Genomic DNA, 12,869 nt, shown 5'->3' on the forward strand with positions numbered 1-12,869 from the left:
CATGCCTGGAGGCCCAGTAGACGCGGGAGGCGGCGTTGTCGGGCCGGTGGTCGTAGTCACGGGCGAGGCGCCGGTGGAGCATGAGGGTGCCGTTGACCTGCTCAACCACCCACCGCTTCGGTTGCGGGACGAAGCCCCTGCCCGCGTCGTCGGGGCTGCGGCGGACCACCTCGACGGTGATGTCCTTCAACGCCCCGTGGATGATCACGGCGTCCTTGAAGCCCTGGTCGACCAGGGCCTTCTCCAGGCGCATCCCGCACCGTTCGGCCGCCTGGTCCAGCAGGGCGATGCCGGCCTCGTTGTCGTGCGCACTGGCGGCCAGGACCACCACGCCGATGATCAGGCCCAGCACGTCGACGGCCAGTCCCCGCTTCCTGCCGGGCGTCTTCTTGTTCGCATCCAGTCCCGTCGTCTCCTTCGGCACCCCGGCCGCCACGCGGACGGACTGGGTGTCGATGATCACCAGGGACGGGTCCTCTAATCGTCTGGCCCGCTCCCGCACCTGGCAGCGCAGGATCTCCTGTATCCGCTGGTCAAGGCCGTCCTGGCGCCACAGGGTGAAGTAGTAGAACACCGCCGACCAGGCCGGGAGGTCATGCGGCAGGAGCCGCCACTGACAGCCCGTCCGGTTCTGGTACAGCAACGCGTTCACGACCTCGCGCAGGTCGCAGGAGCCCGGGTCCCCGGTCGCCGAGCGCGACACCCGCTCCTGCTTCCAGGCGGTGACCAGCGGCTCAATCAAGGCCCACTGCCCGTCCGACAAGTCCGTTGAGTACGGCATTCGTTCCATGCCCCAACAGCATCATGCACACGACATGAGAGTCAGCCTGACCCCTCCCATACCCACGAACGAGCGACACCAGATCATCCAGAAACGGACTTAACGCCCTCTGAGTGGGCATTTAGGGACGGTTTGCGGCGCTAAGTCGCCTCGATGACCAACATCCTTGGCGTGATTCGCACCTTACGTTCACTTTCGCCGCCTTCCGGGCGCCAACCTGCGTGACCGTTTGATCCGCTTCTCCACGCTGGATTCCGCCTGGTTTAGCAATAGAGGGAAATGTTCCTGCCAATGCGGAGCTTCCGGGCATTTCGCATCATGCGCCTTGACGACGAATGCGGCAAAGCTGATCAAAACACTCGTCGCAAACCATCCCTAAACGCCCACTGAGTGGGCGTTTAGGGACGGTTTGCGGCGCTAAGTCGCCTCGATGACCAACATCCTTGGCGTGATTCGCACCTTACGTTCACTTTCGCCGCCTTCCGGGCGCCAACCTGCGTGACCGTTTGATCCGCTTCTCGACGCTGGATTCCGTCTGGTTTAGCAATAGAGGGAAATGTTCCTGCCAATGCGGAGCTTCCGGGCATTTCGCATCATGCGCCTTGACGACGAATGCGGCAAAGCTGATCAAAACACTCGTCGCAAACCGCCCCTAAACGCCCACTGAAATCTTCCGCTGCTACGCGCAGGTGTCGACGGTGGCCTCGCACACTACGGGTCGCGGCCCCAGAACAGGCGGCTACATTCCCCCTGCAGCCACGGATTTTGCCCTGTACTCAACCAGTGCCAAGGCCTGCTCAGCAGTGGTGCGAACATCCTCCTCCGGGTGTCCGGTCATATCCGTCAGCACCGGGACGGTTCCGGGCTCCTGAGGCCACAGCAGCGCGAGGGCCTTGGCGACATTGACCCTCAGTCCGGCTGGCTGGGAATGGTGGGCGTGCTGGCAAACGATCGGATAGGCCACATTGCCGAACCGTGCCGCCAGCACCTCCAGAGCGGTGTTGCGTACCTCCGGGGAGGTGTCAGTGGTGGCCGTACGGGCAGTTCGGCGGGTTTCTTCATGGCTGGGCCACCGCCGGTCCAGGATGTGCAGGGCGGCAGCGCGGATGACCGACTCGGTGTCGGTGGTGGCGGTAGTGAGGACGGTTTGGCGGCTGTCTTCGTGGTCGGGCCACCGCTGGCCCAGGACCTGCAGGGCGGCAGCGCGGATGACCGACTCGGTGTCGGTGGTGGCGGTAGTGAGGACGGTTTGGCGGCTGTCTTCGTGGTCGGGCCACCGTTCGCCCAGGACCTGCAGGGCAGTCCTGCGCACATCAGGATCGGTGTCGGTGGTGGCGGTGAGGACGGTTTGGCGGCTGTCTTCGTGGTCGGGCCACCGCTGGCCCAGGACCTGCAGGGCGGCAGCGCGGATGACCGACTCGGTGTCGGTGGTGGCGGTAGTGAGGACGGTTTGGCGGCTGTCTTCGTGGTCGGGCCACCGTTCGCCCAGGACCTGCAGGGCGGCAGCGCGGATGACCGACTCGGTGTCGGTGGTGGCGGTGAGGACGGTTTGGCGGGTGTCCTCGTGGTCCGGCCACCGTTCGCCCAGGACCTGCAGGGCGGTGGTGCGCACATCAGGATCGGTGTCGGTGGTGGCGGTAGTGAGGACGGTTTGGCGGGTGTCTTCGTGGTCGGGCCACCGTTCGCCCAGGACCTGCAGGGCAGTCCTGCGCACGCCCGGGCTGGTGGCGGTGTCGGTGGTGGCGGTAGTGAGGACGGTTTGGCGGGTGTCTTCGTGGTCGGGCCACCGTTTGCCCAGGACCCGCAGGGCGGCAGCGCGGATGACCGACTCGGTGCTGGCGGTGGTGGCGGCGGTGAGGACGGTTTGGCGGGTGTCCTCGTGGTCCGGCCACCGTTCGCCCAGCACTCGTAAGGCAGCGGAACGTAGGCCTGGGTACCAGGGGATGCGCTCCATCCAGAGGGTTTCGGCACGGCCAGAGCTCAGAGCCGCGGCAACGTCGCCCGGATCCGGCTTAAGGCCAAAGAACAGCGACACTCTCCGAGATGCGTACGATCCAAAGGCCATCGATGCGTAGTAGTGGTGCAGGTAGCGTGGCCTACCACTCCAAAAGCGATCGAAGGTACCCAGCGCCGGCAGAGCCTCGTCGACAGTCAGGAACAGGCTGTTGTGTGTGTGGTCGATGAGGGCGTCGACGACGGCGTTGCTCTGCGCGGTGATGGACAGCCGTAGGTCGGTGGTGTTGGGGGTGGTCTGGAGGTCGTCGATCTCGGCGAGGACACGGATGGCCAACGTCAGCATGGAGGCGTCCCAGAACGTCTCGGCTGCGCGGTGGAGGTCGAGGAGGCGAGCGAGCAGGGCTGCCGCATCGCGTTTGGTGAGGCCACCCGCGGTCAGGAGGATGACCTCGTGCCACGCGGGGTCGTCGGCGTGTGCGGCCAGCAGGTCCACGACCTCCTCGCGGTCGAGTTCTTCCTCGGTGCGGCGGCGCAGGAGGTCGCGGGCGGCGAGGTATTCGAGGAAGGTGCGGTGGACGAAGCCGTAGACGCCGTCGCCGTAGTGCGCGAGGAGGAAGTTGCGGGTGCGCAACTGTTCGACGAGGCGCTCGGTGGCGATGTCAGCCGCAGGGCGGCTGATGCCGTTGGCGGTGCCGTCGATGATGAAGGTGCTGATGAGCGCGGTCAGCTCCTTGTGCCGGATGAAGGTTCCGGCGGGCTGTCCGGCGCCTTCCTGCATGTGGCGGGCGATGCGCTCCAGCAAGAGAAGCCGTTGATCGACGTTGAGCCACTCCAGCGCAGTGACGGCCTCTGCGGCGGCGGGGGACGGCGCGGTGAGGAATTTGGCTTCCTTGTCCCAGCGTTCGATCAGGACCTGGATGGCGTGTGCGTAGACCTTGCGTCGCTCGCGCGGGATGGTCCGGCCCAGGCCCATAGAGGCCAGCACGGTCAGTAGCAGCGGGTTGCCGGCGAGTTCGGCCACCGCCCGGATCTGGCGGACGGCACCAAGCAGACGCCTCGCGAGCTGGTCGGCCAGCTCCGGTTCGGCCGGGTGCGCGGCGGTGTACCAGCGGGGTACGAACTCCTCGATCTGCCGGCGCTCCAGGTCCTGGAGCATCACCTGGGCGAAGCCGTGCGGGGCGAAGTCGCCGGGCCGGTAGCCGTACTCACGGGAGGTGACGACCGTGCGCACGCCCGGGTGAGCGGCGGCGAACGCGGTGATCCGCTCTGCGACGTCCGCCCGCACGCCCGGGTCGAAGACCTCGTCAAGGCCGTCGAACAGCATCACCACCCGCTCGTCCGCGAGCAGGCCCTTCAGGACCACGCGCGCCAGACCCATCTTGTTGACGTCGTGGGTGTGCTCCAGGAAGTCCTCGAAGGTGCGCTCGCGCCACTGCGCCTGCGCGTAGGTGCGCAGCTCCACCATGACGGGCACCAGGCCGTTCAGGCGTGCGATTTCGGGCGGTAGGTCGTCCAGGCCGCCGGCAAGGGCGAGCGCCACGTACTGGGCGAGGGTGGACTTGCCCGCGCCCGGGTCGCCGAGCACGACCAGCCGTCGCCCCTCCTCGCCGGCGAGTACCTCCAGCACCGGCCTGGCGGCCTGGGCATGGTAGGCCTCCCTGCGCCGCGCGGCCTCCTCCGCCTCCACCCCGGGCGGTAACTCCCCGTCCTCCATCGCACCGGCGGCTAGCAGCCGCCGCCACTCACCCGGCACCTGCGCGGTGTAGGGCCGTGACAGCTGGGGCATGAATACCTGCCGCAGCTCGATGACGGCCTGCTCACCAGCGCTTGCGGACGGGCCGAGCACGTCCAGGTTCAGCCGTCGGTACTTCTCCCGCACCCGCCCGCGGTAGACCTCTACCGCTGCCGCGATCTGCTCGGAGCGCTCCTGCGCCTTCGCAGCGGGTGACCGCTCCTTGACCGAATGGGGCTCGATCCGCCACTCGTAGTGCGCCGTCGCGATGTCGATTGCGAACCGCAGTGGACGGTCGGCCTGGTCGAGCTGTTCCCGTCCTGCCAGCACCGCTTGGTCGAAGGGGAGTAGGCCGTCGGTGCGGTGCCGGGCTTCCGGGAGGTTGGGGTATTTGCCGAGCAGGTCGCTGCGGGCGAACCCGGTGCACTCGACGGCCAGGTAGCGGCCGCTGTCGACCAGTTCCGTGAGTTGCTCCGCGTTGGTGACCGGTCCGGCGGCGAACAGCTCCCGGCCGGGCCGGTCGTAGTCGCTCCTGTTGGGCAGGCCGTGCGTGGTGCAGAACAGGGCGAAGGCGTGCCCGTCGACGACGACCAGGACGGGGAGAAGATCATACGCCAGGCACAGCCCGCAGAACAGGGCGGCGAGGTCGAGGCAGGTGCCCTCACGGGGCGCGCCGAGGACCTCGGCCGGTGTCCGGATCGCCTGCAAGGCGCCCGACGGGTGGTACTCCTCCAGCGCGTACCGGATGTTCCGTCCGCTTAGGGCGTCGTAGATGGCCGCAGCGACGTCCCGGCACCGGTCCGGCTGGTGGGACAGGTCGTAGCGGCTGACCTCCACCGGCAGCCAGCGGTTCGCGCGGGGTGTAACGAAGCGGACCAGTTCGCGCTCGTTGGCGCGCGGCCAGGGCTGCCAGGCGCGCGCGCCGCTACCCGGGCCCATCGGTTGCTCCCGCGACCGCGAAGATGTCGTGGACTGGGGCCGGGGCTGTCGGCCCGGCCTGGGCGGCATCGACCGTCAGCCGGTACACGCCGGACGGGAGACCTGCCAGTTCCAGCTGGGCGCCCCACGGACGGGACGGACGGGACGGAAGGGATGTCAATGTCATCCCCAAGGTCCGTGGCGCCGGCCCGGCCGACGGCTCAACCAGTTGTACGCGAGCGCGAAGCGGAACGTCCGACGTGGTGTTGAGCAGTTCGGCGTGGATCGTCACCGGCTCGCCGGGCAAGTACAGGTCCTCGACGTCCAGCGCGATGGCGGGCCGTTCGGCCGCAGCCGGGGTCTCCTGCGGCCCGCGAATCGCGCCGAGGCCGCGTACCTGCGACTGTTCCAGGCGCCCGCGAACGTCTGCCAGGATCGCGGCGTTGCACTGCAGCGAGCCGTGGCGCTCCGGCACGAACGTGTCCCGGTAGGCCTCGGACAGCTCGATAGGTATGGCTGACGCCCGCGGCACGCTGCCATCCCCGTCGGCGAGCAGTGGGTCGATCCCGGCGGGCAGTTCCCGGCTGACGGTCACCCGTTTGTCGGTGAGCACTCCGGACTGGTTCGTCGGTTGGCGGGTGCCGATGATCGGGACGATCGTGTACCCGTCGCGGCAGTAGTTGTCGTTGTCGAGGTGTTCGGTCACTTTGGTTTCGATCTCGCGGTGGAAAGCAAGCGCGTCAGTGACCAGCACCGGATCGATCCCGGACAGGTGGCCGGCCTCCGCCACCCGCACGTACTCGTCACCCACCCGGAGCGCTGGGTAGATCGGCAGCAGCTGGTGAACCGACGGGAACGAGCGCATCACGTTCGTGAGATCCACAAACGCCTTCTTGTAGCCGTTGGCCAGGAAGCCAAGCGGGTTAAGGGAACCCCGGTAGGGCGTACCGAACGTGAACAGCGCACGGCAGTCCCGCCAGCCCTCCAGTACCTCGAGGTAGTAGCGTGCGACGAGGCCGCCCATGCTGTGGGCCAGGAAGATGACCTTGGCGGCGGGATTGCTGGTGTGCTGCCGCCACTCGTGCAGCGCTCGTTCCACAGTCTGTTCGAGCCGCCGGGCCGCGATGCGGTTGTCGAGGCGCCAGTCGTACGGGAACTCGAGGAAGTTGGCACCAGGGACGATCTTGAAGGTCTCCTGGACGAGCTGTATCAGGGCCGAGTAGCCATCGATCTTGATCAGTCCGGGGACCAGGTGGGCGGTCGGCATTAATCGCTCGGCCACTATCTCGCCGGGATCGCCGTTGTGCAGGCGGAGCCGCTGCAGCGAATCGCCGCTGCTGGTTAACCCGGACCAGAGGGCCCGCCCGCTTAGTGCCCACACGTCGCGACCGTCCGCACGCAGCACGCTTCCGGTGATTCCCGGCAGCACCACGATGACGTCGCGGAGCTCCTTAGTACCCATACACACCATGGTTCCGCACCTCCCTGGGCGCGGCAAGCGACACCATCTCAGGGGCCCCCGGGCCTCTGGCCTCGACCCGATGCTGGCTCCTACCAGCCGACCCCGAGGGCCTCCAGTTGCTGGAGATGCTGGAGCTGATCGGCGGTGAGATTCGTCTTGCGGGCTTTGGTGTTGTTGAGCCAGGCCCCCAGCGACAGCCCCTTGCCGGTCTTGTACACCCTTGGAACACGGGTGTGCCCCTCCCCGTTCGACGGCGGTTTCTAGGGGCCGCCAGGTGGAGCTGGAAGCGGTCTGCGCGGGAGACCGTGGGCTTGGCGTCGGCGGCGGCCTTGGCGGCCACGAGCTCCTGGTCCTCCTCGATGCCGACCGCCGACAGCAGGTCCTGCTGGTCCGCCCAGGCCTGGCCCGCTGGGCCTGTACCCAGCGGTCGAGCTGTTCGCCTTCGAAGACGGTGTCCACGGGCAGCGTGGCCCAGTCGACCCACCCGTCGGACTCCAGCCACCACTGCCGGGCCGTCGCGTACGCCCGCTGCCAGGTGCCGGCTACCACCCGACCCCGAGGGCTTCCAGCTGCCCGCGCTGCTCCTCGCTCATCGCGACCGGTGCGGTTCGGGTGCAGGACCCAGGCACAGGGAGGCGATGCCGGCGCGCTCGTCGGGGGCACGTGTAGGCGGTCGCGCTCGGTGAGTGACGGTGTGGCAGGTGAGGATGCACCGGCGAGTACGCTCCGGCGGCATGAGTGATCACGAGGTGACGCTGGTTGCCCTCTCACTGACCCCCGTGCAGGCCGTGGCCCACGCCGCCCAGATACGGGAGTGGCTCCTTTCCGCGAGCGTGATCGAGCAGAACCCGATACCCGGCACGCTGGCAGACCCGAGCGAGTTCCTTCCCGGCCCCCAGGCCGAGGCGGTCGCCACCGAGGACGAGGTCAACAGGGCGCTGACGAACTCAGGCGTGGACATCGTCGTGGGCCGGCAGGTCTTCGACTCCGGTGAGAACCTCGAACCGCCCACCTGTCCCGCCTGCGCGACCATGCTCGACTCGGACACGTACATCGACCTGCTGGACGACTGGCTGCGCACCGCAGAGCCGCTCGCCACCTGCGCCGCCTGCGCTCACGCGGCGCTGCTGGGCGACTGGGCAGGGGAGTGGACCTGCCAGGTGGGGGAACTGGACGTCTGCTTCAACAACTGGCCCCCGCTGCGCCCGGAGTTCACACAGGAGCTCGGCCGCCGTCTGGGGTCGCGTTGGCGGGTGGTCTACGGCCACTACTGAGTGGGCGTTAAGTCCGATCTTCCCCGGTTCGTGATCACTCGATCGTGGGTACTGGCCGCTATGCGACAACTCCGTGGGCATGTCCATGCTGAGATGCCAGGCATGGAGAGAGAGCCGTACCCCAGTGACTTATCGGATGCACAGTGGCCGCTGATCGAGCCGATGATCACGGCCTGGAAACAGGACCGGGTGGCGCGGTCGGCGACCGGGGATCCGGGGTCCTGCGACCTGCGAGAGGTCGTGAACGCGATCTTCTACCAGAACCGGACGGGCTGTCAGTGGCGCTACCTACCCCATGATCTCCCGGCCTGGTCGGCGGTGTTCTACTACTTCAGCCTGTGGCGCCAGGACGGGCTGGACCAGCGGATCCAGGAACTCCTGCGCTGCCAGGTGCGGGAGAGGGCCCGCCGATTAGGGCCTGTGTGATGTCGTGATCAGTCAATGGTCGGCAGGAGATCGTCGATCCAGATCATCGAGGCTCGAAGGTTGAGGCCGGCGAGGTAGCTCTCGGGGGTCTTGTCGAACCGGGTGGCGATGCCGCGCCAGGCCTTCAGCTTGTTTATCAGGCGCTCGACGGTGTTCCGTTGCTTGTAGAGCTCGGCGTCGTGGCCGACGGGCCGACCGCCCTTGCTGCCCTTCTTCTTCCGGTTGGCAGCCTGGTCCTTCTTCTCCGGGATGACCGCCTTGATTCGCCGATTCCGCAGGTGTGCGCGGTTGCCGCGGGACGAGTAGGCCTTGTCGCCGGCGACAGCGTCGGGCCGGGTGCGGGGACGCCCGACCGGCACCCGAACCCGGACCTTCTTCAGCACGGGGATGAACTGCGGGCTGTCGGCGGCTTGTCCCTCGGTCAGGATGAACGCCAGCGGGCGGCACTTCCGGTCGCCGGCACAATGGATCTTGCTGGTCTGTCCGCCTCTGGAGCGTCCGAGCAGGGCGGCTTTCAGCCGGAGCTTGCGCCGGCGCCGGATTCGTCGCCGCTCTTCCCGTTCCTGGTCGTCAGAGACGTCCTGCCCGTCTTGTCCTTCCGGGCCGCCCCCTTTTGCCGGGCCTTCTCCGCCTCGTCGGCGGCCTTCTCCAGGGCGGCCAGCGCGTCGGGGGCCAGGTGCATCCCGGCGGCGTCGTGGTGTGCCCGCACGGTGGTGGAATCCACGCTGACCAGCGACAAGTCCACCTCACCCCGCTTCGCGGCCTCCGCGATCAGCCCCTCCAGCAGGGCTTCGAAGACGCCGGCGTCCCTCCAGACCCGGAAGCGACCGTAGACGGTCGGCCAGGGACCGAACTCGGAGGGCATCTCCCGCCACTGGGCGCCGGAGCGGAACCGCCAGATCACGCCCTCGAACTGATCCCGCAGCCTCTCGGGGTACGGGCCGTACTCGCCGATCGGCAAGTACGGCTCGATGAACGTCCACTGCTCGTCGGTGAGTTGCCTACGCGTCACACACAGCGTCCTACCGGATTCCACCCTCGGGCGGGCACGAAACCGCAATGTTGATCACGACATCACACAGCCCCTAGTACTCCAGTGTGACTTCGCGATCTTGTGTTTGTCGCGTGTGGCCGAGTGCTTCGGTGGTGGGTTCGAGGATTGAGGTGTCGGGTGCGTCAGCGTCGGGACCAGGCGGCCAGCCACATCGTGTACCGGGTGGGCAGGGCAGAGTCGGCTCTGATGACCACAGCCGGCACACAGTGGGATACAGAGGCGAGCGTTCGCTACTCCGTCATGCCTGGCGCTTCCCGCTCCCTCTGGCGCTGCTCGTACCTTGAGGGCGCACCGAGTATCCAGGACCACGACTCATACTCGTCGACGGGTCCCACCCGGTCGGCGCCATCGATACAGCGCGGATCGTCCCGCTCGGCCAGTCCGTAGACGGCCCAGATCCGGGTCTGCTGGTTCTCGTCATCGAGCAGATCGGCCAGGGTGTCCTCGATAGCGGGTTCCGGATTCAGGCTGTAAGCGAGCCCGTAGCCGGCGACGTGGCGTACGGAGGAGTCGGTGTCCCGGGCCAGTGCAAGCAGGGCGTTCAGCCCCTCGGAGGTGAACGTCTTCCGCCCAGACCTCTCCGAGTTCACGACTCTCAGGGTCGAGAGCACCCGGGCACGTACCCGCGGGGCAGGGTGGGCAAGGTATGAGAGCCCCAGCGGCTCGATCCTCGGGTCCTCATGGTGACTCAGTCCGACCAGGGTCTCCGCCAGGACGTCCGAGTGTTGCTCTTGCTTTGCCCAGTCGAGGAAGAGCTCGAGCATGCGCTGCTCGAACGGACTCGGGACGTTCGTCAGATCAGCCTCGAGGTGGAGGCAGACCAGGACCTCCGCGCCGAAACGGCGGTGCAGGGGATCGGGATGGCCCCGCAGTGCCGCCGCAGCCTCCCAAGTCTCGTCGTCCTGCCTCCGGGCAAGGGTGTGGACGATCTCCGACCAGACGGCGTGGTCATAGTCCGGGTACTCGAGTGCGCACGCGCGGGCCGCCAATTCGTCAACGCCCAGGTGCAGTCCGAAGTGCTTCTCGAGGACGGTGAGGATCCCTGTGTGACCGTCACGGACGGTCAGTCCGCCGAGCCGGAGCTCGTGGTAGTCGGTGAACCATTCCCTGTCCCGGATCCGAACCCGCTCGACCTCGTCCGAGGCGCCGGTCCGCTGTCGCAGCATGGCGACCGGGCCCATCTCATGCCACTGCCGGGCGCGTGCCAGCAGTTCCACCCGGGTGGCCTCGCTGGTCAGCGCCGCGTCACCGAGCAGGCAGAAGACGAGACCGATGGAACCGCTGTCGATGGCCCGCAAGAGGGGCGTGGTCCCGTCGGGCAACCGGCGGTCCGGATCCGCGCCGCCGCCCACCAGGTAGCCGGCGATCGTCGAGTGGAACGCCGAGACGGCCAGGCAGAGTGCGAGGGTGCCCCGCTCGTCGACGGCGTTGGGGTCCGCCCCGTCCTCCAGCAGCACTCTGACCGCGTCCTCGTCCCCGCTCCGCACCGCCGTGATGAGTGGATCCTCGCCCATGCCCCAACCCCCTGTTGCATTCGATCACCTGCTCGCCAAGCAGCCGCAGGCCGGGAGAGACATCGTCGGCCAAGTCCGTGACGCTGTCCCCGGGCCGGAGCCGCAGGCTGAACATCCGGGCGTCGGGTCGCTGACGGCATGTCGCATCGGCGGTCGATCCCGAGCCGCGTCCTGCGCGGATCCCACTGGCTGAAGCAGCCTGTCACACCCGGTAGATCTGGAGCGGCCATCGCGTGATCATCAAGGGTTGTGTGGACTCCTGAAGATCGTGCTGTGGCCGCGGACCACAGCATAGATGCCGCCCGTTGGCGTGCCATGTTCGACCAGGCCATGGCCCGGATCGCGGGCCGGTTCAAGCGGGTGGAGCCGCGAGCGACGGCCCGCGCCTTCGTGCTCGCCCTGCTGTCCGGCGTCGAGCGGAAGAACTGCTGGCGTCTGGCCGAGCAGGCCGGTCACGCCCGCCCTGGGCCAATGCAGCGGCTGCTGCGAAGCACCCGCTGGGACGCCGATGCGGTTCGCGACGACATCCAAGCCTACGTCCTCGAGCACCTCGGTGCCGACGACGGCGTCCTGGTGGTGGACGAGACGGGCTTCTTGAAGAAGGGCACCGCCTCGGCCGGCGTGCAGCGCCAATACACCGGCACCGCAGGCCGGATCGAGAACACCCAGGTCGGCGTCTTCCTCGCTTACGCATCCAGCAGAGGACGGGCGTTGATCGACCGCCGCCTCTACCTGCCGGACGCCTCGTGGTGCCAGGACGCCGAACGCCGAACCCGCGCCGGGGTGCCCGACCGGGTGGAGTTCGCGACCAAGCCCACGCTGGCCGGGCAGATGATCACGGCAGCACTGGACGCCGGGATCGGCGCCTCCTGGGTGACCGGCGACGAGGCCTACGGCCAAGACCCCGGCCTGCGCGCCCTGCTGGAGTCCCGCGCGATCGGCTACGTGCTGGCCGTCGCCTGCAGCAGGCGGGTGCAGATCAACGAGGGGCGGACCACTGCCCGCGCGGATGCGGTGGCCGACCGCCTGCCCGCCTCGGCCTGGCACCGGCAGAGCGCCGGAGCCGGGGCGAAAGGGCCGCGCTACTACGACTGGGCCTGGATCGAAATCGGTGCCGACCGCCACCGGCACCTGCTGATCCGCCGCAACCCGAGCAGCGGCGAACTCGCCATCTACCTGTGCTGGACCCCCAGGCGAGTGCCGCTGTCCGAGCTGGTCCGGGTGGCCGGGACCAGGTGGTGCATTGAGGAATGCTTCCAGGCCGCGAAAGGCCAGGTCGGACTGGACCACTACCAGGTTCGCCACTGGACCGCCTGGCATCGGCACATCACCCTGGCCATGCTCGCACTGGCCTTCCTTGCCGCACTCGCCGCCGACGCGACGCCGACCAGGACCGCACAGCCCAACCGAGCCGTTCGCAGCACCGGCCCGATCGACCTGACTGTCCCGGAGATCCGCCACCTGCTCGGCGCCCTGCTGAACCCGACGAACACCTCCCCCCGCAGGCTGCTCCACTGGTCAAACTGGCGCAGACACCACCAGGCAACAGCCCGCCGCAGCCACTACCAGCGGCGACTCGCCAGCCCCTCAACCGGATAGATCACGAAGTCGCACTGGAGTACTAAGACCCCACCTTCGAAGTCACCGGCTAGCCCCATCCTTCGCATGTAGCTGTTTCGGATGAACTGATGATGTGGCCGGTACCTCGGCGGGGGTGGGTCGTTGGGTAGGGCGTGTCGATATCTCGCTCGC

6 protein-coding genes and 3 pseudogenes are annotated in these 12,869 nt (G+C 67.9%); 3 read left to right on the forward strand and 6 right to left on the reverse strand.

Annotation, left to right across the window (positions count from 1 at the left end):
• The 4 genes and pseudogenes from C2142_RS37600 to C2142_RS37615 all read right to left on the reverse strand — a co-directional run.
• Nucleotides 1–790, reverse strand: a 790-nt coding sequence (locus C2142_RS37600) for an IS5 family transposase (RefSeq protein WP_241003070.1), incomplete at its 3' end; no start/stop codon positions are given.
• A gap of 730 nt (nt 791–1,520) precedes the next feature.
• Nucleotides 1,521–5,408, reverse strand: a complete 3,888-nt coding sequence (locus tag C2142_RS37605) for a HEAT repeat domain-containing protein (protein WP_162002659.1) — start codon at nt 5,406–5,408, stop codon at nt 1,521–1,523.
• Nucleotides 5,395–6,849: a lecithin--cholesterol acyltransferase gene (locus tag C2142_RS37610; protein WP_148647281.1), complete on the reverse strand. Its 1,455-nt coding sequence runs from the start codon at nt 6,847–6,849 to the stop codon at nt 5,395–5,397. Before C2142_RS37610 ends, C2142_RS37605 begins: the two co-directional genes overlap by 14 nt.
• An 89-nt stretch (nt 6,850–6,938) precedes the next feature.
• Nucleotides 6,939–7,079, reverse strand: a pseudogene (locus C2142_RS37615) (helicase associated domain-containing protein); the annotation flags it as partial.
• A 504-nt stretch (nt 7,080–7,583) separates the two neighbouring features.
• On the opposite strand from C2142_RS37615, the gene C2142_RS37620 reads away from it, so the two are divergent.
• Entirely contained in the window at nt 7,584–8,123 is a 540-nt protein-coding gene (locus C2142_RS37620; protein WP_148647283.1) for a hypothetical protein, read from the forward strand.
• A 102-nt stretch (nt 8,124–8,225) separates the two neighbouring features.
• Nucleotides 8,226–8,537 (forward strand): annotated as a pseudogene (locus C2142_RS37625) (transposase); the annotation flags it as partial.
• Between the two features lie 20 nt (nt 8,538–8,557).
• On the opposite strand, the pseudogene C2142_RS37630 reads toward C2142_RS37625, so the two are convergent.
• Together C2142_RS37630 and C2142_RS37635 are read right to left on the reverse strand one after the other, a co-directional pair.
• Nucleotides 8,558–9,561 (reverse strand): annotated as a pseudogene (locus C2142_RS37630) (IS5 family transposase).
• A gap of 272 nt (nt 9,562–9,833) precedes the next feature.
• Complete coding sequence (locus C2142_RS37635) at nt 9,834–11,117, reverse strand: HEAT repeat domain-containing protein (protein WP_148647285.1); 1,284 nt, start codon at nt 11,115–11,117, stop codon at nt 9,834–9,836.
• 330 nt (nt 11,118–11,447) lie between these two features.
• Here C2142_RS37635 and C2142_RS37640 point away from each other — a divergent pair, with 330 nt between their 5' ends.
• Entirely contained in the window at nt 11,448–12,716 is a 1,269-nt protein-coding gene (locus tag C2142_RS37640; RefSeq protein WP_148647500.1) for an IS701 family transposase, read from the forward strand.
• Nucleotides 12,717–12,869 lie beyond the last annotated feature (153 nt).

This window comes from Streptomyces sp. CB01881 (assembly GCF_002953255.1).
Lineage (GTDB): Bacteria > Actinomycetota > Actinomycetes > Streptomycetales > Streptomycetaceae > Kitasatospora.